General features: G+C 36.3%; 22 protein-coding genes. 11 read left to right on the top strand and 11 right to left on the bottom strand.

From position 1 onward, the window contains the following. Positions 1-79 precede the first annotated feature (79 nt). The 3 genes from LC457_RS18970 (at position 80) to LC457_RS18960 (ending at position 3199) form a co-directional block, all read left to right on the top strand. On the top strand, positions 80-1639 hold the full coding sequence (locus LC457_RS18970) for a ribonuclease E/G (protein WP_223601259.1): 1560 nt from the start codon (positions 80-82) through the stop codon (positions 1637-1639). Between the two features lie 228 nt (positions 1640-1867). Next, entirely contained in the window at positions 1868-2335 is a 468-nt protein-coding gene (locus LC457_RS18965; RefSeq protein ID WP_223601258.1) for an OsmC family protein, read from the top strand. A 216-nt stretch (positions 2336-2551) separates the two neighbouring features. Next, positions 2552-3199 carry a response regulator transcription factor gene (locus LC457_RS18960; protein WP_223601257.1) on the top strand — a complete coding sequence of 216 codons (648 nt, stop codon included), beginning with the start codon at positions 2552-2554 and terminating at the stop codon, positions 3197-3199. Positions 3200-3459: 260 nt separating this feature from the next. On the opposite strand, the gene LC457_RS18955 is transcribed toward LC457_RS18960, so the two are convergent. The 6 genes from LC457_RS18955 to LC457_RS18930 form a co-directional block, all read right to left on the bottom strand. Beyond that, a complete protein-coding gene (locus LC457_RS18955; RefSeq protein WP_223601256.1) occupies positions 3460-4971 on the bottom strand; it encodes a carboxypeptidase-like regulatory domain-containing protein in 1512 nt (503 codons plus the stop codon). Between the two features lie 11 nt (positions 4972-4982). Further along, on the bottom strand, positions 4983-6347 hold the full coding sequence (locus tag LC457_RS18950) for a CsgG/HfaB family protein (protein ID WP_223601255.1): 1365 nt from the start codon (positions 6345-6347) through the stop codon (positions 4983-4985). Positions 6348-6371: 24 nt separating this feature from the next. Then, positions 6372-6782: a curli production assembly/transport component CsgF gene (locus LC457_RS18945; protein ID WP_077414270.1), complete on the bottom strand. Its 411-nt coding sequence runs from the start codon at positions 6780-6782 to the stop codon at positions 6372-6374. 11 nt (positions 6783-6793) lie between these two features. Continuing rightward, positions 6794-7528 (bottom strand): curli production assembly/transport protein CsgE, encoded by a 735-nt coding sequence (locus LC457_RS18940; RefSeq protein WP_223601254.1) that lies wholly within the window; start codon positions 7526-7528, stop codon positions 6794-6796. Between the two features lie 7 nt (positions 7529-7535). Then, entirely contained in the window at positions 7536-7934 is a 399-nt protein-coding gene (locus LC457_RS18935; RefSeq protein WP_223601253.1) for a hypothetical protein, read from the bottom strand. 114 nt (positions 7935-8048) lie between these two features. Beyond that, entirely contained in the window at positions 8049-8867 is an 819-nt protein-coding gene (locus LC457_RS18930; protein WP_223601252.1) for an RIP homotypic interaction motif-containing protein, read from the bottom strand. A 423-nt stretch (positions 8868-9290) separates the two neighbouring features. Between LC457_RS18930 and LC457_RS18925 the strand changes: the two genes are divergently transcribed. From LC457_RS18925 to LC457_RS18900, 6 genes are all read left to right on the top strand, one after another. Then, positions 9291-9920, top strand: coding sequence for a CoA pyrophosphatase (locus LC457_RS18925; RefSeq protein WP_223601251.1), 630 nt, complete (start codon positions 9291-9293; stop codon positions 9918-9920). Between the two features lie 27 nt (positions 9921-9947). Next, complete coding sequence (locus tag LC457_RS18920) at positions 9948-10754, top strand: 1-acyl-sn-glycerol-3-phosphate acyltransferase (RefSeq protein WP_047373745.1); 807 nt, start codon at positions 9948-9950, stop codon at positions 10752-10754. 15 nt (positions 10755-10769) lie between these two features. After that, positions 10770-11207 (top strand): hypothetical protein, encoded by a 438-nt coding sequence (locus tag LC457_RS18915; protein WP_223601250.1) that lies wholly within the window; start codon positions 10770-10772, stop codon positions 11205-11207. 6 nt (positions 11208-11213) lie between these two features. Further along, positions 11214-12551, top strand: coding sequence for a UDP-N-acetylmuramate--L-alanine ligase (gene murC / locus LC457_RS18910; protein WP_223601249.1), 1338 nt, complete (start codon positions 11214-11216; stop codon positions 12549-12551). Between the two features lie 479 nt (positions 12552-13030). Continuing rightward, positions 13031-13333 (top strand): hypothetical protein, encoded by a 303-nt coding sequence (locus LC457_RS18905; RefSeq protein WP_223601248.1) that lies wholly within the window; start codon positions 13031-13033, stop codon positions 13331-13333. A 65-nt stretch (positions 13334-13398) separates the two neighbouring features. Further along, positions 13399-14232, top strand: a complete 834-nt coding sequence (locus LC457_RS18900; RefSeq protein ID WP_223601247.1) for a GLPGLI family protein — start codon at positions 13399-13401, stop codon at positions 14230-14232. Positions 14233-14302: 70 nt separating this feature from the next. Here the strand turns inward: LC457_RS18900 and LC457_RS18895 are convergent, their stop codons facing one another. From LC457_RS18895 to LC457_RS18880, 4 genes are all read right to left on the bottom strand, one after another. Further along, positions 14303-14917 (bottom strand): hypothetical protein, encoded by a 615-nt coding sequence (locus tag LC457_RS18895; RefSeq protein ID WP_223601246.1) that lies wholly within the window; start codon positions 14915-14917, stop codon positions 14303-14305. 95 nt (positions 14918-15012) lie between these two features. Next, the gene (locus tag LC457_RS18890) at positions 15013-16071 is read right to left on the bottom strand and encodes a nitronate monooxygenase family protein (protein ID WP_223601245.1); all 1059 of its coding nucleotides are present in this window, start codon (positions 16069-16071) and stop codon (positions 15013-15015) included. Positions 16072-16217: 146 nt separating this feature from the next. After that, a complete protein-coding gene (locus tag LC457_RS18885; protein ID WP_223601244.1) occupies positions 16218-16922 on the bottom strand; it encodes a DNA alkylation repair protein in 705 nt (234 codons plus the stop codon). A gap of 102 nt (positions 16923-17024) precedes the next feature. Further along, positions 17025-17900, bottom strand: coding sequence for an aldo/keto reductase (locus LC457_RS18880; protein WP_223601243.1), 876 nt, complete (start codon positions 17898-17900; stop codon positions 17025-17027). A gap of 333 nt (positions 17901-18233) precedes the next feature. Between LC457_RS18880 and LC457_RS18875 the strand changes: the two genes are divergently transcribed. Further along, positions 18234-18668 (top strand): GNAT family N-acetyltransferase, encoded by a 435-nt coding sequence (locus LC457_RS18875; protein ID WP_223601242.1) that lies wholly within the window; start codon positions 18234-18236, stop codon positions 18666-18668. Beyond that, on the top strand, positions 18669-19136 hold the full coding sequence (locus tag LC457_RS18870; RefSeq protein WP_223601241.1) for a GNAT family N-acetyltransferase: 468 nt from the start codon (positions 18669-18671) through the stop codon (positions 19134-19136). Here the strand turns inward: LC457_RS18870 and LC457_RS18865 are convergent. After that, positions 19113-20009, bottom strand: coding sequence for a LysR family transcriptional regulator (locus LC457_RS18865; RefSeq protein ID WP_223601240.1), 897 nt, complete (start codon positions 20007-20009; stop codon positions 19113-19115). The genes LC457_RS18870 and LC457_RS18865 overlap by 24 nt on opposite strands. Between the last annotated feature and the right edge of the window lie 3 nt (positions 20010-20012).

The raw sequence follows: 20012 nt of genomic DNA, 5'->3' as shown, positions 1-20012 counted from the left end.
AATCCTTATATTTAATAGATGAATTAATCAGAAAAAACATCCACTTCCTATAATCTTAACAATTTTATCTTATTAAAAAATGAAGAAAGAACTAATAGTTTCGCATGAAGATGATCTTACAAAGATTGCATTACTGGAAGACGGAAGACTATGTGAACTTCATGAGCAAGAGGACAAAAGCGATTTTATAGTTGGAGATCTGTTTATAGGAAAAGTAAAAAAACTGGCACCCAATCTGAATGCAGCATTCGTTAATATCGGATATGACAAGGATGCATTTCTGCATTACCAGGATCTGGGACCACAGTATCTTACATATAGAAAGTTTTTAAAAGATACTATTTCTAAAAAACAAAGCACTTCAAGCTTAAAGAATTTCGAGATACAACCCGAAATAGACAAAAATGGAACGGTAGATAAAGTGATCGCCAAAGACGATATAGTTCTGCTGCAAATCACCAAGGAGCCCATTTCTACAAAAGGCCCAAGAATTTCTACTCAAATCTCTCTGACAGGACGTTTTCTGGTTCTGATCCCTTTCGACAATAAAGTTTCTATTTCTAAAAAGATACGAAGCTTCGAAGAAAAGGAAAGACTGAGAACCTTAATCGACAGCATCAAGCCTGAAGGTTTCGGAGTTATCATCAGAACAGTAGCAGAAGGAAAAAAAGTCGCAGACCTTCATAATGACATGAACCAGCTGGTTCAGAAATGGGAAAGCACTTTTAAAAATATCCAGAGAAATAAAATTCCGTCTAAAGTTTTAAGCGAAGAAGATAAAGCTTCAGCTATTTTAAGAGACAATTTTAATCAGGATTTCGTCAATATCATCTGCGATGATGAGCAAATGGTAAATGAAATGACAAATTACGTGGAAGTAATTGCTCCTGAAAAGAAAAATATTGTCCAGTTTTATGATTCCCATATTCCTCTTCTGGAATATTACAATGTTGAAAAACAGCTTAAACAGAGCTTCGGAAAACACGTTAACATTCCAAGTTCCAAAGGCGCTTATCTTGTTATTGAACACACAGAAGCACTTCACGTCGTTGATGTCAACTCCGGTAACAATATTACCACCGGAACTGCTGTCAATAAAGAACATGCACTGAAAGTGAACAAAATGGCTGCTACTGAGATCGCAAGACAGCTTCGCCTCCGCGATATGGGAGGTATCATCGTAATCGATTTCATAGACATGCCGAATTCTGATCACAGAAGAGATCTTTACGAGCATCTCAAAGAGGAAATGAAGCGCGACAAAGCTCGCCACAAAATACTTCCTCCAAGTAAATTTGGACTGATCCAGATTACCAGACAAAGAAACCGTCCGGAAAAACAGATCGACACCAAAGAAGAAAACCCGAACAAAGACGGAGAAATTGTAGCTCCTATTGTTATCGTGGAAAGAATGGGTGAAACCTTAAGAAACATCCTGCAGAAAGAAAAAGGAAAAATCTACCTGCATGTACACCCATTTGTGGAAGCCTACCTTACCAAAGGCATTAAAAGCATCCAGATGAAATGGTTTATCAAATACAAAAAATGGGTAACCATCGTTCCAAGAGATTCTTTTAAATATTTAGAATACAAAATCTACAATGCCAAAAAAGAAGAATTAATAGAATTCTCTAATTAAAAAATTTAGAACCTTCAGTACAACTGAAGGTTTTTTTATTTTGCATTGATAAGCATAGAATATGATGTACAATTTAAGTTTTGGCTAAAGCCAGTGAATTCTGCATTTTTTAAAGGCGGGCTAAAGCCCACCCCTATTGAATTTTAACAACAATATCATTCATCATTCATCATTCATCATTCATCATTCATCATTCATCATTCATCCTTAATTATTTATCTTTAAAACATGAAAAAACACCATTACAAAATGACCATCCAATGGACAGGAAACCTGGGAACCGGAACAAGCGGATATAGAGATTACGAAAGAAGCCACACAATTTCAGCAGAAAATAAAGTTGTTATAGAGGGTTCATCTGATCCGGCATTTCGTGGTGACAGAACAAAATACAATCCTGAAGAAATGCTTTTATCTTCTCTTTCCTCCTGTCATATGCTCTGGTATCTGCATTTTTGTTCTGAAGCCGGTATTATTGTAACAGAATATACTGATGAAGCCACTGGTATAATGGAAGAAACAGCCAGCGGAAGCGGCCATTTTACGGAAGCAACCCTGCATCCCAAGGTAACAGTTGCGGAAGAATCAATGATTGAAAAAGCAGAACAGCTTCATCATAAAGCCAACGAATTTTGCTTCATTGCCAACTCAGTCAATTTTCCGGTGAAGCATATCCCTACCACGTTAGTTAAATAGTACCACACCTGGAATTAAATTCAGAAAACAATGATGAACATTACATTTTAACAGTAATAACTCTAAAAAACTCCACTGGAAGAGAATTATTTAATAAAAAATCAATAAAAATAATGTTTTACCATCAATAAAAACACAATAATTTTAAAATATTTGTCAATTTTATTCAAAATATAAAGTTTTTTTACTATTTTTATATAACTAAAACAGACCATGATGAAACCAAGATTGACCATTTTTGATGAACCCATGCTGTATACAGAGGGATTATCAAGACTGCTTACACAAAGCAAAATTTTCAGCACAATAGACATTTGTAATTCTTTAGAAACCCTCTCCAAACATTTAAAAGAAGAACCATCGGAAATGCTTGTCATGAGTTCCAATATGCTCATGCTTACAGAAATCTGTAAATTGGTAGAAAGCATTATTTCTCAACATAAAAACACCAAAATCATTGTTATAGGAAGCTCTTATGACGTGATAGATATGCGGAAGCTATTCAACAAAGGTATCAAAGGTTATCTGGACAAAAACTGCACCTATGATGAGTTCCTGAAATCCATTAATGTTTTACTCCTTAATGAAATCTATATCTGTGATCATGCAAAGGAAAAAATGATGAATTTTATCAGCAGCGAACAGGGAAAGCAAAGCCCACACATCAAAGAACCACTCACCCGCCGTGAAATGGAAATTCTTAAACTGATCTGCGATGGTTGCAGCAGTAAAGATATCTCTGAAAAACTTTTTATCAGTATCAATACGGTAGAAACACACCGAAAAAGAATTCTTTTGAAACTCAATGCGAAAAACTCAGTCGGAATTGTAAAATATGCTATTGAGAACCATATTATCGACTGAAATTCTCCCATGAAAAACTCAAAAAATTCCAAACTTTACAGTCTGGAATTTTTTTATGCCTGAATTCATTCCTCTTACTAAAATCAGGCGCAACTTATTATTAATCCTTTTCATTGTAAGATGAGAAGTGAGACATAGAGATCAGAAACTGAGCTATGAAAAAGCTTATATAACTTTGACCTTATTGTTTATCTGTAAACAACCCAGATTTCTAATCTCCGGCTCACCACTTGGAACTTTAAACTTTAAAACCTTGAACCTTACTCATAATCCGGCATCTCCCCGTTGCTAAAAAGTGCTGTTCGGGTAAGATCTGTCAAACTACTGTTAAGATCAATGACCATTACATTTCTCTGCGAAATATTATCATTGGAAGTATTCATAAAAATGATCTGTGCATTATTCGGTGAGAACCTTGGGTCAAGGTCATTGGTTCCCATCACTTTTTCGCTTTCGGCGGAAATATCACTTATAGCATCTGTGACCAGATTGTAGATAAAAATATGTGAATCCAGCTGTCTGTAATTTCCGCTGCCATCAAGATATCCTGAGACATCACGGGTAAAGAGAAGAAGCTGTCCGTCTACGGAGAAATTCAGCCCACCGCTGGCTCCCGGAGAACCGGATAATACAGTTTTAAGGACACTTCCCGTCATGTCTATAACATAAACCTTCGTGTTATAACCGTTATAATCATTGGTTTTCAACGCTATTTTACTACCATCATAACTCCAGTCGCATTCGGATATCATACTTCCGTCCGGAGTAGTATATACCAGACTCAGGCCGCTACCATCTTTATTGATCCTGTATAGTTTATTGAAGTTAGAATAAATAAGCTCCTTACCATTTGTACTCCAGGCAAAATCCATTTCATAATTATTAAACCCTGCTACAGCAACCGTTGTTACTTTAAAAGGATTGGAACCGTCTGGATTGGCTGTATAAATATGAGTACTTCCGCCTTCCGTACGAAGGAATGCAATAAGGCCTGCATTATTGTTTTTACGTGGTCGCCAGCTGTTATAAGAAGAATTGGTAAACTGGAAATTATTCCCCTGATCATCACTGGAGATGATAACAAAGTTTCCATTCTGTTTTTGAGTATAGTGATACCTGTTGGCCGGCACCGTATTGGTGGTAAATTTACTGATAGAACTTAAAACTGGCTGGTGAATGCCGTCCGAAACAGACACCTGCCAGAAGTAACTTACACCAAACTTCAGATTTGAAAGCGTATAATGATTAGCTGTCAAATCATTAACCTGAATCACATTAGTGTCAAGATTATTTTTAATTGCCAAACTGTATTTTAAAACATCCGCTGTATCCGGATCTGTTGCGCTCCAGGTTAATTCGACGCTCAAAGGTTGATTTATTGCGTTATCTATCGGACTTAGCAACTGTGGTGTAGCGGGAGGAGAATTCAATGAGGTGTCATCATCCATCTCAAAAACTGCTGTTACCACTTGATTTTGATTCTGTATATTGACAGACTGAAAGCTGGTAATATATCCTGAAAGCTCTGCTTTTACGGAATAATTGCCTACCGGCATGCCTGCGATTTCAAAAGAACCGTCTGTACCACTGAAAACCGTCTGTGTTGTAGGATTGGTAAAGATCTTCACATTGGAAAGCGGTACATTACTGCCTCTTTTTACGACTTTTCCTTTTAATGTTCCTGTTTGAGCCTGTTCTACAAGGTCTTCACTGCATGAAAACAGACAAAAAGCCAAGATGAATATGCTGAGTATTTTAATTAAAGTTTTCATAATTCGTGTTTTTATTTGTTTCCGAAGTAAAAGTTGATTCCTATACCAAAGCGTAAAGCCTGATCTTTCCTTTTTCCATTTACAAGGCCTTCCCAGTCATCTTTGAAACCCAGGTCATATTGAGCTGAAGCCCTCAGTGAAACATTCCGGCTGATCATATATTCCAGCCCTCCCCCAAATTGTGCTTTATATTGAGGTTTATATTTTGAATACATCGCTCCTGCCCCACCGTATACGTATGGGCTGAATCTATATTTAGGGAAAAGTATATATTCCAGATTCACTTCGGGACCGAAATAGTTTCTCTTCACAATATTTGAATTTTCAAGAGTAAAATAACTGCCGTTCAATTCCATATTCAGGTAGGGAGTAAGGAAATATTTAAATCCTATTTTACCGCCAACATTCATTTTAGGGCCCACATAATCATCTTTCACTTTCTGCCCTTCAATATTGGCGAATATGGAAACTTTCTGTCTGTAGCTTTCCGGATATTTTCCGCCTAAAGCTCTTCCGTCATTTTGCTCCTGCTCTCTGTTATATTCATTGATTAAAGCCTGATATCCTCCATTGGGATCCACTGCTTTCCCCCATATTTTGTCTCTTATACCTTCTACGATAAGAGATTTTACAGCTTTTTCAATAGCCTCGGTTACAGCAAGCTGAACGGGTTCATTTTGGGTAAGTCCTACCTCAGCTTCCAGAAGTCTTTCCGTATCGATATATCTGAAGAAACTTCCGTTGACGCTGGTTGAAAGAATAGTTTTGGAAGTATAAACTGTTTTAAGAATTTCTCCATTAAGGGTAGAGACAGCGCGAAGGTAAATAGTAATTCTATCCTGGCGGTATTGTGTAGAAGCACCGATTCCGAAATATCTTGCTCCAAGTCCTCCGGTAAGGATATTGCTGTCATAGGAGATTACGCCGCCTTCAAGAAGAATTCCGGCATATAAAAGAGGAGGAAGTGCCTGGCTGTTTTTATCTGCATCCTTTATGTATTCCTGTCTTGTGGAACGGATGATTTGTCTTTCATTGAGAAGATTGGCAATGTTTTCCCTTTCGATAGGGATAAACCAATGACTGTCTTCCAGTGCTTTGATAAGAATGGTGGTGGTTCCCTGAGGGACTGCCGTACTCCAGTTGTTTCCGTTTTCGGAAGGTTTATACTGGCCGGTCTGGTCCCGGAATTTGTAGACCCCTATTACAATTTTTTCTTTGGGAAGGGGAAGGTTTTTCAATTCTGCGGTAGAGGAAGTAACCTCTCCCATTGTTGGTTTTTCGGGATCCGAAGGTAAACCAAATATTGAACTACAAGCCTGCAGAATGCATAGCAGGAAACTACAGAAAAAGATTCTGGTGTAAGTGTAGGTTGTCATGGTAAGTTTATTTTTAGTTATTTCCTATTTCGGAATTACGATCTCGGACTGATCGCCATTGCTGGTATCCAAAATATTGATTAAAAGTCCCTGATTAGTATTGGTAATCTGTAAGTAAAGCGATCCGAAAAGATAATTTCCCGGCTTTATGTTTCCATCACCAAACTGTTCATCAAACAGTTTTCTTGAAAGCTCACTGAGAATCTGTCTGTTGAGACTCTGGGTAAAGCTGTCAAGAGAGTTTACACGATCCAGCAGATCGCTGAAATCATTTTTTTCGTCAAATTGGTTTTGTGCATTGGCAGAGCTTAAAAGCCACTGGTAATTAAACGTGTCACCCCCAAAAGCCGGATTGACCGGTTTGTAGACGAGCTGCTGAGATTTTCCGTAGAAAATACCCGCAATAAAGGTCAAAATAATGATAAAGGTTTTCATGGCGGACATTTTTAGTAGATAAATTCATTTTTAATAAGGTTTTTCTTAGCATTAAATTCTTTGATATATTTTAAGCTGTAAACCAGCTGTTCTTTTAAATAATCTTCTGCAGGATTGGTCATAAAACTGTAAATAATTTTATCCTCAATCTGAATATTAATCTGGCCGCTTGTTCCACGAAGTGGAAGTTCTGTAATGGTAACGGCACTGCTGCTTTTATCCGGAAGCTGACTGTATTGCATATAAAACAGATCATAAAAATCCTTTCCAACCTTGGTTTTGGTTTCATCAATGGTAAGTCCTCTCAGTTCATAAGCCGCATCCTCTTCTACTTTTGCTGTTTTCTTTTTAAAAAGATCGCTATTGAGCTCCAGACTGTCTTTGGCGACCAGTTTTTGTGTTTCTTCATCCCTTATATAAAGAAAGGCCTTCAAGGCATCTTTTGATTCAAGATTGACACTGATCTCTGATAGTATTTTGACTTCATTGGGATTAACAGAAAATTTACCACTCTGCTGATTGTTTGAAAGATTCCCGCCGTTTCCTTTTTTTATAGAAACCAAAAGATAATTCAGTTCCTTATAAACGGTGGTATTGTTCATTACAATTGCTTTCAGAATAATCTGATTTTCAAGAAGGCTGCTCTCTATTCTTGCGTTTATTTTTTTATCTTCCTGCCCATACGTCCATACAGACAGGAAGCTAAAAAATGTGCTCAGGCTAAGGGAATATAAAATTTTCATCATTTGTATTTTAATAGTTTCTCATGAAAACTGTTTTATTGTCTCCCTTTACATTGATCTGAATTCCATCCGAAATACTGTTGCTTCCCGTAACATCAATAATATTATTGTTTCCTTGTGCGGTAATGGCAGCTTTAGTTTCTTTATCTGTAAATGAATTCATAAAATAAAGCGTATTAAAGTCTCCCAATTGTTTTATAGCAATATTAGTTCTGGCATTAAGAGAAAGCTCGGCGTTGTTATAATCGCCCATCTGAATGATATTGGAACCGAATGAAGTCTGATCAATCTGCTGCCTGGCTATAAGATTAAAGATTGTATTGCTGTTGATCTTATCCCAGTCTATTTCCTGTGCCTGTAATGGCAATACGATGAAAAGAGCAAAAACACTCCATCTTAAAGTAAACATGGCCTCTATGTATTAAAGTACTGATGCAAACCGGAGAAAATTGGAGGTAAAAAAGGAGAAACCCTGTAGTTTCTCCTTTACAATTTCTAAGATTTACAGTATGTGTTATAGGGCTTAATTGGATTGATTCACAATCATAGAGTTTCCGTTACCTACCTGAGCTCCTAAGTGAACATGGCCAGTACCGCTCTGAGCTACCCAGGTAAAGTTACCATTACCCATCTGAAGGTCAATAGCTGTGTTGGAATCTCCTATCTGGAACTGATAAAGCTGGTTGGCATTACCTATCTGTAATCCGGCAGAGGTATTATCATCTCCTACCTGAACTGAAGCGGCAATATTATTTGATCCGGCCTGAACATGAGTAGCACTGTTATCATCACCATCCTGATACTGAACAAGGACATTGTTAGCTCCTACCTGAAGTCCACTGGCATCATTTCTTCTTCCCAGCTGAATTTGATAAGCGTCATTACCACTACCTAGCTGAATAGCTGAAGCATCATTTCTTCTTCCGTCCTGATATTGAAGAACAAAGTTCCCTAATCCTACCTGTACCGAAGAAGCATCATTTCTTCTTCCGATCTGAGTTTGTTCTGTAGAGTTAAGAACTCCAAGCTGCCATGTTGAAGCAGAGTTTCTGTTTCCCATCTGCATGACTTCGTTTGAGTTTCCGATACCCACCTGATCTACATCTATAGAGTTTCTGTTTCCGATACTTTGTGCAGTATTAACATTCAAAATACCTACCTGATCAATGTCTGCAGTATTACGATTCCCTGTCTGTGTCAAAGAGTTGATGTTCAAAAGACCAGTCTGATCCACAGTAGCAACATTTAAGTTTCCTGTTTGGGTAGTTACATCAATATTAAATTGTGCAAATCCGAAACTCATGGCGAATAGTGTAAATACACCTGTAAGTAAATTTTTCATCTTAGTAAAAATTAATTGGTTAATAGTAAGGCAAAGGTAGCCTCTGAGTCAAAATGAAAAACCACCATCAAAGTGTAAATTTCAAAAGTCACTGTTTATAGTTGTAAGGGTCACCATTTGCCGTTGTATGGAAGTCATTGTTTTCAGTTACGGAAAAATACGGGAGTCATTTAAAGAATCATAAGTAGCTCATTCAGTGGTGAATATTGAATAATCTCCTGACGTTATTTTCACTCATTTTTTTAAATTCATCATGGGCAGTAAAACTTCACAACGCTGGGTTTTAAAATATTGTGATCATCAATTATCCATCTTTCATTTGTCAAGGAAAATCCAAAGCTACTGATCTTTTCATCCTGATCTCACATGGTTAATTAATGTTAAGGCCCTTATTTCTTCAAGATATATTGTTAAATTTGAGCTATGAAAAATTTTGGAAAAGATTTATTACGAAAAATAAAAAGTGTAGAACTTCCCGGTGAACATGCACATGGGGTTTTCTCCCCTCCCTACCGCCCCGTTTTTACTTATGATGAAGTATTGGCAAAGAATCCCAAATTTGCGGCAGTCAATATCGTTTTATATCTGAAAGACAACGAGTGGTATTTTCCATTGATCCAAAGAACCATTAATGAGCACGACAGACATAGCGGGCAGATTTCACTGCCTGGAGGAAAGCGTGAGGAGATGGATAGAGATTTTGCGGAAACCGCAGTTCGGGAAACATCCGAAGAAATCGGAATAGACAAACATTATGTAAGAATTATCAGAGAAATGTCTCCTATTTATATTCCACCGAGCAATTTTTATGTATATCCCTATATTTCTTATACTAAAAAGAATCCCGCCTTCGTTCTTCAGCAGACGGAAGCGGTGGAAACCATAGAATTTCCCATCACTTCCTTTCTGAACCTGTCAGACACCCCCGAAATTATGGCACTGCCTAATGCAAGCGGACATGAGGTTCCTGTTATCAATTTCAACGGATACATTATCTGGGGTGCTACAGCGATGATATTAAGTGAATTCAGCCAGTTGCTGAAAAAAATGTAACTTTGCACTACCGTGTTTAATTGAGAGATGGCGAAGAAAAATATTTTCACCGATGCATTCGGAACACCTTATTTTTTGAAAAGGTTTATTATTTTTATTTTAGGAGTTGTATCATACAGAAGATTCAACGGCTTTAATAAGTTAAAAATAACCGGAACAGAACACCTTGTGGATCTTCCGGATTCTAACGTACTTTTTGTATCCAACCATCAGACCTATTTTGCAGATGTGGCAGCCATGTATCATGCGTTCTGTGCTGTAAATAACGGATATCTGAACACGATAAAAAACCCGATCTACCTATTGAACCCAAAGATCGATTTTTACTATGTAGCAGCAGAGGAAACCATGAATAAAGGTATTCTTCCCAAAATATTCAAAATTGCGGGTGCTGTAACGGTAAAAAGAACATGGAGAGCCGAAGGGAAAAATGTCAACAGAATGGTTGATATGAGCGAGGTAGACAATATTATGAAAGCATTGGACAATGGCTGGGTAGCGACTTTCCCTCAAGGAACTACTTCTGCTTTTGCACAGGGACGAAGAGGAACGGCCAAGTTGGTAAAGAATCAGCGTCCTATTGTAATTCCAATCAAAATAAACGGATTCAGAAGAGCTTTTGATAAAAAAGGACTCCGCGTAAAGGTAACCGGTGTAAAACCTACGATGGAATTCAAAGCTCCTTTGGATATTGATTATGATAATGAAAAAGCACCGGAAATTTTATTGAAAATAATGACTGCCATTGAGCAGACAGAAGATTTCAACTTATTACACAGTTATGATGAAGAACTTAAAGCTAAAAAATTAGAACAAAAGGACTCAAATAATTAAAGTAAATTAAAAATTATGAACAAAATACTTGGAATCTTATTCGCAATCATAGTATTAGTTTCATGCAACAGCCAAAAGGTATATTCGGATTTTGATATCAGCTATTCGAAAAGTGGGGGCTATGCTCCGGTATATGAAAATCTTCTTATAAAAGGAAATAATGTACACTACTCTTTTGAAGGGCAGGGCAAGAAATACAAGCAGGATTTTAAAATCTCTGATGAAGATTTAAAGAAACTGGATCAGGTTCTTTCTCAGAACAATTTCAGAAGAATACAGGAAGACCGTAAAAAATTGTACGACAATATTTCAACTTCCATCAATGTCAAGAAAGGTCCAAATGAAGGGAATAAATCGGATGCCAGTATGATCATTCCGAATTACCAGACCAACTGGAACAACATTCTTGAAGCTTTCCAGCAGATCATTAATACTAATGTTAAAAAACAGTAAATACAATTGAAAACCCACTTCATTGCCATTGGCGGAAGCGCCATGCATAATCTTGCGATTGCATTAAAAGACAAAGGATATCAGGTGACAGGTTCTGATGACGCTATTTTTGAGCCTTCAAAATCCCGTTTGGAAAAGAAAGGAATTCTGCCTCAGGAAATGGGCTGGTTCCCGGAAAAGATTACTCCGGATATTGATGCTGTTATTCTTGGAATGCATGCCCATCAGGATAATCCTGAATTGGCAAGAGCAAAAGAACTGGGTCTGAAAATATATTCTTATCCTGAATTCCTGTACGAGCAGTCTAAAAATAAAACCAGAGTTGTCATTGCCGGATCACATGGTAAAACAACGATTACTTCAATGATTCTTCACGTTCTGAATTTCCACCAGAAAGACGTGGATTTCATGGTTGGAGCTCAGCTTGAAGGTTTCGACTGTATGGTAAAACTGACTCAGGATAATGACTTCATGGTTCTGGAAGGTGATGAATACCTTTCTTCTCCTATTGATCTTCGTTCTAAATTTTTACTGTATCAGCCTAATATTGCTTTGATGAGTGGTATTGCCTGGGATCATATCAATGTTTTCAAAACATTTGATGATTATATAGATCAGTTCAGAAAGTTTGTAGCAAGCATTACAGCGGGAGGAGTTTTGGTTTATAACGAAGAAGATCCGGAAGTAGTGAAAGTAGTGGAAAATGCTGAAAATTATTTCAGAAAAATCCCTTACAACACTCCTGAATATGAAATCAATAATGGTAAAGTGTATTTAAAAACTGAAATGGGAGATGTTCCTCTTTCTGTTTTTGGAGCTCACAACCTGTTGAATATGGAAGGAGCAAGACATATCTGCCGACAGCTTGGTATTATGGATGAAGACTTCTATGAGGCTATTATGAGCTTCAAAGGGGCATCCAAACGTCTTGAAAAAGTAGAAAGAGAAGATAAAGGAACGCTTTATAAAGATTTTGCCCATGCACCAAGCAAGGTGAAGGCAGCTGTAAAAGCATTCACGGAACAGTTTAAAAATGATAAGAAATACGGATTTCTGGAGCTTCATACGTATTCCAGTTTAAATCCGGCTTTCCTTGAGCAATATGATCATGCAATGGACGGATTGAATGAAGCTATCGTTTTCTATTCTGAAGATGCTTTGAAGATCAAAAGAATGGAGCCTATATCACCAGAATTTATCAAAGAAAAATTCAAGAATGAGAATTTAAAGGTTTTCACGAATGCTGAAGATCTTCATGCCTATTGGAATACATTGGATAAAACAGATGGTGTTTATCTCATGATGAGTTCCGGAAATTTCGGCGGTCTTGATTTAACAAAATAAACAAAAAGCTTCAGAATATCATCTGAAGCTTTTTTTATTGATATTTATAAAGAAATTATTGTTAATTACATAGCATCAGCATTTTCTCTGGTAACTTTTAATGCTTGTTCTAATTTTGGTTATGATATTTCAATTGTTAAAATACATCTATTTTTATTTATATTAATTACCTTTCTTTTAAGTTGAGAGTTATATTGATTTTATACTATAAATTTTATATCAAGTTATAAGATTTACAAAATAAATAAAATTAACCCAAAAAGAAGTATGAATTATTAAGTTGTGATGAGTATATGCTTATGGATGAAATTATTTCACAAAACAGAATGTGATAAATTATTTTATTCTTAACACAATTGCCGTTTTAATTAACAAAACAAAAAAAACAGCCACACTTATTGATTAATACATAAATATGTTATATAATTGTTACAAGATTGCAATCTTAAAATAAACTAAAAGCTAAAATTTTTAAACAGATGAAAAAATTAATTTTAATTGCTGCTCTTGGAGTAGCTGGTATTATGAGTGCTAAAGGTGCTGCTGATAAAAAAGTAATCAAAAAAGCAGAAACTATTGAGATAAAAAATATTAATAATAATATTGATAAAAAGGCAAAGATGCCTCCAATTACTTGGGTTGGAGTTTCTACTTGGTGTGGAAAAGTATTCTACCTGAATGCAAGTGATTATTCTAATTATGAAGAACTGGATGCAGCTGCTACTCAGTTTACTAATCAACAATGTGCTGGTGCATCCACATTTACTGGTCAGTATACATAAAATAAAAATATTTTAACTTTGAATCAGTAACTTTTTAAGTTGCTGATTCTTTATTTAGATTGAACATGAAATACTATCTATTTATATTTTCCTTTATTATAGTCTTTGCCAATGGACAGAGTATTATTTCTCCAGATTTCACTATGAAGACTTCTCCATATGAAGTAAGTGATTATGGAAATAGTTCATATAATGTATATTACAAAGTTAATTTTTTAGATAATGCTCTTTCTCCTAATAGTAAAAGAGAAGTAATGTGTATCCTTGAACTAGGAGATAATAACATTTCTAAATTTTTTGATTATAATCAATTGAGAAAAGATTCCCTGTCTGAAAAATATAGTAAAAAGGATATGATTGGCTCTAAAGAAATGGGAGAGTACATGAAAATAAGAGTTTTGTGGAATAATGTTGTGTTTAAAAGGAATAGTTTAATGACAGTTCAGGATAGATTCAAATCAGTATATCAATATGAAGAAGAACAGCCAAAGTTTAATTGGAAGTTAGAGAAAGGAGAGAAAATATTACTAGGGCATAAATGTAATAAAGCAACAGTTACATACAGAGGAAGAAATTACATTGCATGGTATACTAGTGAAATACCCATTAATAATGGACCTTATGTTTTTGGAGGATTACCTGGTTTGATTTTAGCAGTTGAAGATACTGATAAGAAATATACCTTTGAAGCAGTGGGAATAACAAAAACCCTTAAACCTATCTATTTAAGAAATGAGAAAAATATATTAAGGACTACCAGAGAGAAATTTAGAACTGTACAAAAAACATATTATGATAATCCAAGTGCTTTTTTTAGTGGTAAAGCCTATAATGAAGATGGAACTCCAATTGTATTAAAACAACAAAATATACAATATCAGCCTATAGAAATAGAATAGCTTCAGAAATAATCTGAAGCTTTTTTGTTAGATGCTTATTTTATGACTAAACAAAAGTCTCTTTTATGAGTTACTGATCATTCAGTTTCCTGTTGTTGGTCAGTTCTATAGTTTTGATGGATCCTACCGGTGCAATTTTTATTGTTTTATTTCCTTTTGCCAGATAAATATAATACATGCTGTTGGATCCTATCAGATGAACCTGTTCAAACTTATCATCACCATAGTTTAATCTATAGTCATATTTAAGTTTGTTCTCCCTTATTTTTCTGGTAAGCCCAAATCCTTCTCCCAAGCCTATTCCTACAAAGAAAGACAGTAACATCATGGCCAGAAATCTCACAAACATATTGGTAAAATGATTCTCAATAGCCTCTTTGCTCATATTTTCATGTCCTTTGAGAGATGCCATCTGGAATGCCCAACGTTTATTTTTACTGGCCTGTTTTGATAAAAAAGAGGGAAAAACAAATGAAAATACAACAATCCCAATGAGGGCAATGAGTATTACAGGATGAGCGGTTAAGGTAGCAATCGGGCTTATCAAAATATCCATTATCGTTGAATATTTCAGGATATTAATGCCTATCTGATAGTAGAAGACACTCTCTTTTAATATTCCCATTACAACGAGAAAAAGATATCCGAACGGAAGTGATCTCTGAATTCCTTCTGAATATTTCATGGATGTTTTTATTGGTTTTAGTTTTAAATTGGGGTCAGCTCAATGCTATTGAGATACGAAAATATAAAATTATCATCAAATTAAAACATACAGATCTATCTTTCACATTCTTTGATCAGATTTTTCAAAATTTCTTCTGTGGAAAGTTCACTGTACGGATGGATAGACTGCCCCAGCCAGATGGATACAAACTCAGGATTTTGCAAGGATTTTGCTGCCTTACGTAAGACATTGGTCAGTTTATTTTGATAAGGATAAGGTAAAATATATTCTGAGTTTTCAACCGTTTCTACAAATTGATTTTTTATTCCTCTGGCATACCTTCCTGAAAAGCTCTTCGTTAAAACAATTTCTTCTTCTCTTACTTTTTTCAGTCTTTGCTTTTCAAAAGGCTGTAAAGCACTTTCCCGAGAAGCCAATAAAAGATTTCCCACCTGGAAGCCCTGAGCACCTAAGTCTTTAACAGCTTTTAATGTCTTGCCACCATAAATCCCCCCTGCATAAATTAAAGGAACATTCACATGATCATACACCTGTGACAGCAAAGACAACCCTCCGATCTGCGGAATATTCTCCGCGTCAAAACTTCCTCTGTGGCCCCCCGCCTCTATTCCCTGAACACAAATGATATCAATACCTGATTTTTCAAGCTCCAAAGCTTCATTCACAGACGTACAGGTTCCGATAAGGATAACTCCGTTTCCTTTTAATTTCCGAATACTCTGATCATCCAGATTTCCGAATGTAAAGCTTAAAATTTTACAGTTCTCTTCAATGATGGCATCCACCTGCTCATGATAAGTCTTTATACTGATTGTCTCAAGTTCCGGAAGCTCTACTTCAATATTATTTTTTCTGGCTAGCTTCTCAATAAACTGTTTGGTTTTAATATACTTTTCTTTTAAATCATCCGTTACTTCAGGAATGTGATGGACGAATATATTTGCTGCAAAAGGTTTATCTGTCAGTTTTTTCGTTTCCCTGATCAATTCAACAGACTGATCCGCAGAAAGATCAGCCAGTGCCAGTGATCCCAGACAATCTGCTTTTGCAGCAGCAGCCACCATCTGTACCGTACTTACTCCAAACATCGGAGCCTGAATCACAGGATATTGTATCCCTAACTTTTTACTGATTGTATCGGGCCAAAACATAAGAATTATTTTTATTAAAATTTACGAAGAATGAGACAATACTTCTTATTCAATGATATGATATTGCTCAGAATAGAGTTTAAAGTTCAAGGTTTAGAGTTTAAGGTTATTGATAAACATTTATTGCCCATTGAACAAAGCAAGATTTATTTTGATTTTCTGAGTTCTTTATAATGTAATTTTGATGCCGGATCAAGCTTTTCAGTGGCATAAGAAAATGTAACAGCAGGCATTGTTTTCACGTAAGTGGTGAGAAAATGATGTAATTTCTTTTTGTCTTTTTTTCCGGCTTCTCTTATCCAGCTCCCTACGGCTTTATTCACCAGTTCATTCGGGTCATGAACAAGGATTTCTGCAATGGCAAAAGTATCTTCTGCATCATTTTTTCTGATAAATGCATGGGTGCTTACAATAGCTGTCCTCCTTTCCCACGGACTTTCAGAATGAGCAAGCTTATACAAAATATCTCTTGGTTTGTCAATAAGATATTCTCCGATAATATGGCAGGCCGCTCTGTCCACAAAGTCCCAGTTATTCAAACGGTCATGGCGGTTGAGATACAGATCAAAGAGGTCTTTCTTCTGATCTTCAGTCGTTTTTTTACTTCTGGCCTGGAAATCCATGATACTCACAGCTCCCATTCTCACTTCATAAAAATCACTGTCAAGAAGTTTGTTGATCTCCTCAAGAGGCATCATCGAAAATTCTTTAGCTGTTGTAAAGACATCTCCGAATTTCACTCCGAAGCTCTTTGTAACCCCATCATTTCCTTTGAAAAATTTCCCAGCTTTATTGAGTTCTTTTTCGTTTTTAAATAATGAAAGTGTTTCTATGAATTCCTGTGATGTCATGGATTATTATTAATTTAAAATCCCGCAGATTTCACAATAACTCAGATTCCTGATCTGTACATTCGTGAAAGCTGCGGGAGTCATTTATTTTTAATTTTACAATTAAATATCCGCTACGGAATTTAGCATTTTCTGTTCCCATTCAGGATCTTTAGGATCAAAGAATAATCTTTTCCCTGTATCTAAAGAACGGACAACATTCATTTCATCTTCTGTCAGTTCAAAATCAAATACATTAAAGTTTTCTTCAATTCTTGACGGTGTTACAGATTTTGGAATCACTACAAATCCTTCCTGAAGGTGCCATCTCAAAATTACCTGAGCTACAGTTTTACCATATTTTTCAGCAATTGCCTGCAGATCCGGATTGCTTAAAAGCTCAGCATTTCCATTTCCAAGCGGACTCCAGGGCTGTGTTATGATATTATTTTCCCTGTCATATACCTGTAATTCTTTTTGCTGGAATACCGGATGCAGCTCAATCTGATTAATCACCGGCAGCACTGTTGAATTAGCTTTTAATTCTTCCAGTTTCTCGATCGTAAAATTACATACGCCTATAGCTTTGATCTTTCCTTCTTTGTATAATTCTTCCAAAGCCTTCCACGTTCCCAGGAAATCTCCATAAGGCCAGTGGATAAGATACATATCAAGGTAATCCATCTGCAATCTGTCCAAAGTTCTCTGAAAAGCACTTTTAGCTTTTTCATATCCATGATCCTGAACCCATACTTTTGACGTGATAAACAGTTCATCTCTGCTTACTCCGCTATTTTTCACCCCAGCACCTACAGCTGTTTCATTCTGATAAATCGCAGCAGTATCAATCATTCTATATCCGCTCTGAATAGCTTTGATTACTGCATTCTCACATTCTTTCAGGTCTTCCATCTGCCATACTCCAAAGCCTAAAGCTGGAATATCCACTCCGTTATTTAAAGTTACCACAGGCTGACCTGTGTAGGTTTTCTTTTGCATAAGTCTTTATTTTAGTTATTAATATAAAGTGATAAGCAAATTTGCGACAAAAAATTGAAAACTCTGCCTACCAATTTTACTGTTTTCTACTAAGAAAGAGCGCTTCGCCTTTGCATTTTCCAAAAATAGTGTGTTGTATTACTCTTTTAAACTACCCCGTCTTTTTGCATTGCAAAAATCCACCCCTTCAAGGAAGGGGAATAAGAGGTCGATAAAACCCATCATGCCCACTTCTAACTTCCAGCACCCAGCTTCCAGCTTCTAGCCTTGAAATTCACTTCGCTGCTGGCATCCCATCGCTATTTTCTCTATTTTTGTTTAAAATTTAAAATCATGTCACAAAATATCAGATTGGCTACAGCAGAAGATTATCCGGGAATTATGGAAATCTGGGAGTCAGCAGTAAAGGCAACCCACGATTTCCTGGCTGAAGAGGATTTCAATTATTTTAAAGAAGCTATTCCAAGAGATTATCTTCCTAATCTGGAAGTTTATTTAATTAGTGAGGACAATCAAGCTAAAGGTTTTGCATCCGTAGCAGAAGGCAATCTGGAAATGCTCTTCATTCATGATGATGCCCGTGGGAAAGGATATGGAAAAACCCTTTACCAATTTATGAAAGAAAAGACCGGACTTACCAAAGTGGATGTGAATGAACAGAATCCACAAGCGGTTGGATTTTATGAAAAAATGGGGTTCAGAAAGATTGGAAGATCAGAAAAAGACGGTTCAGGAAAGAATTATCCACTTATTCATATGAGTCTGTAAATGGAAAATTTTTCGTTCAGTTTATTAAATCCGGATGCGGAAATTCCTTATCATTTGTTGCTGTTAGCAGATGAAACCAAAGAAGCTATTGATCGGTATATTTTCAATGCTGATCTCTATCTTTTACATGACGGCACTGAAAATATTGCGGTGATGGCACTATGCAAAATTAGTGATACAGAATTGGAAATTAAAAATATTGCAGTCATTGAAAGTTACAGAAGCAAAGGAATCGGAAGTATTCTGATGAATAAAGCTAAAGAAATTGCCAAAGAAAATCATTATAAAATTCTGACTGTCGGAACCTCGGATACCGGATTCCAACAGATCAGATTTTATGAGAAAAACGGTTTCATTAAAAGTGGGGTCCTGAAAGATTTTTTTATTGAAAATTATCCGGATCCGATATATGAAAACGGTTTACAAATGCGCGATATGGTTGTATTAACCCATCACCTGACGAAATAAGCCTTTAATATGCTCTATTTCAGTCTGATAATTAGTTTTCTTACGACATCCGAAATACAGCGTGTTTTCCAGCTTCTTCTTTCCTTCCCAGATCAGTTTCACTTCACCGCTTTCAATATCCTTTTTGCATAGAAAATCAGGTACAACCGCTAGTCCTGTTCCTCCTTTCAGACATCGGATGATTGAATTCAGGTTAGGAACGATATAATTCGGACGGAAATTAGGTTTATGACCAAAATTCAAGGTCCAGAACTGGAAAAGGTGCTCCATATCTCCTGTGGTTCCGTACCACTTTTCATTCTTCAGCCATTCCTCGATCTGTTCTGCATCTTTTGTTTTCAAAACTTTATTGAAAGCCGCTGTGTCCACATCTTTTCCCCCCACCAGAATGATCTGTTCTGAAGAGAAAGCTTCATGTTCTATATTGGGTGAAGACCCTTTTTTAGGAGTGATGATAAGATCAAGAATTCCTTTATCCAGCTGATCCAGCATTTCCGGATATTCTCCAAAACTGATGATCAGATTAAAAGGCAATGAAGAAACATATTGCTCCAACGTCGTCTGAAAAGTTTCAAAACACATTCCGACACTGATGGTAGGGGTATGCTTCTCTGTAGATTTCTGAAAGTTTTTTTCTACATCTTCAAGTTTGGTAATAGGCTCAGCAACGGCATTAAATAATACTTTCCCGCGTTCTGTCGGGATCATTTTTCTACCGGTTCTGTCGAATAGTTTGTATCCTACATAAGCTTCCAGAGAGCTTAAATGCAGACTCACGCCCGGCTGTGATATGAATAAAGCATCAGCAGCACCCGTCAATGTCCCGGTTTTATATATCGCCTTAAAAGTACGATACCATTCTAAATTGACCATGAT

This window comes from Chryseobacterium sp. GVT01B, assembly GCF_019970045.1.
Classification (GTDB): Bacteria; Bacteroidota; Bacteroidia; order Flavobacteriales; family Weeksellaceae; genus Chryseobacterium.
Note: the sequence above shows the minus strand (reverse complement) of the source record. Positions and strands in the feature narration are given on the sequence as shown.

Coding starts and splice junctions, on each gene's coding strand:
- LC457_RS18875 (WP_223601242.1), top strand. CDS start 18,234: ATGTCACAAAATATCAGATTGGCTACAGCAGAAGATTATCCGGGAATT.
- LC457_RS18940 (WP_223601254.1), bottom strand. CDS start 7,528: ATGATGAAAATTTTATATTCCCTTAGCCTGAGCACATTTTTTAGCTTC.
- LC457_RS18965 (WP_223601258.1), top strand. CDS start 1,868: ATGAAAAAACACCATTACAAAATGACCATCCAATGGACAGGAAACCTG.
- LC457_RS18890 (WP_223601245.1), bottom strand. CDS start 16,071: ATGTTTTGGCCCGATACAATCAGTAAAAAGTTAGGGATACAATATCCT.
- LC457_RS18895 (WP_223601246.1), bottom strand. CDS start 14,917: ATGAAATATTCAGAAGGAATTCAGAGATCACTTCCGTTCGGATATCTT.
- LC457_RS18905 (WP_223601248.1), top strand. CDS start 13,031: ATGAAAAAATTAATTTTAATTGCTGCTCTTGGAGTAGCTGGTATTATG.
- LC457_RS18920 (WP_047373745.1), top strand. CDS start 9,948: ATGGCGAAGAAAAATATTTTCACCGATGCATTCGGAACACCTTATTTT.
- LC457_RS18945 (WP_077414270.1), bottom strand. CDS start 6,782: ATGAAAACCTTTATCATTATTTTGACCTTTATTGCGGGTATTTTCTAC.
- LC457_RS18880 (WP_223601243.1), bottom strand. CDS start 17,900: ATGCAAAAGAAAACCTACACAGGTCAGCCTGTGGTAACTTTAAATAAC.
- LC457_RS18935 (WP_223601253.1), bottom strand. CDS start 7,934: ATGTTTACTTTAAGATGGAGTGTTTTTGCTCTTTTCATCGTATTGCCA.
- LC457_RS18930 (WP_223601252.1), bottom strand. CDS start 8,867: ATGAAAAATTTACTTACAGGTGTATTTACACTATTCGCCATGAGTTTC.
- LC457_RS18955 (WP_223601256.1), bottom strand. CDS start 4,971: ATGAAAACTTTAATTAAAATACTCAGCATATTCATCTTGGCTTTTTGT.
- LC457_RS18870 (WP_223601241.1), top strand. CDS start 18,669: ATGGAAAATTTTTCGTTCAGTTTATTAAATCCGGATGCGGAAATTCCT.
- LC457_RS18865 (WP_223601240.1), bottom strand. CDS start 20,009: ATGGTCAATTTAGAATGGTATCGTACTTTTAAGGCGATATATAAAACC.
- LC457_RS18885 (WP_223601244.1), bottom strand. CDS start 16,922: ATGACATCACAGGAATTCATAGAAACACTTTCATTATTTAAAAACGAA.
- LC457_RS18900 (WP_223601247.1), top strand. CDS start 13,399: ATGAAATACTATCTATTTATATTTTCCTTTATTATAGTCTTTGCCAAT.
- LC457_RS18915 (WP_223601250.1), top strand. CDS start 10,770: ATGAACAAAATACTTGGAATCTTATTCGCAATCATAGTATTAGTTTCA.
- LC457_RS18970 (WP_223601259.1), top strand. CDS start 80: ATGAAGAAAGAACTAATAGTTTCGCATGAAGATGATCTTACAAAGATT.
- LC457_RS18925 (WP_223601251.1), top strand. CDS start 9,291: ATGAAAAATTTTGGAAAAGATTTATTACGAAAAATAAAAAGTGTAGAA.
- LC457_RS18960 (WP_223601257.1), top strand. CDS start 2,552: ATGAAACCAAGATTGACCATTTTTGATGAACCCATGCTGTATACAGAG.
- LC457_RS18950 (WP_223601255.1), bottom strand. CDS start 6,347: ATGACAACCTACACTTACACCAGAATCTTTTTCTGTAGTTTCCTGCTA.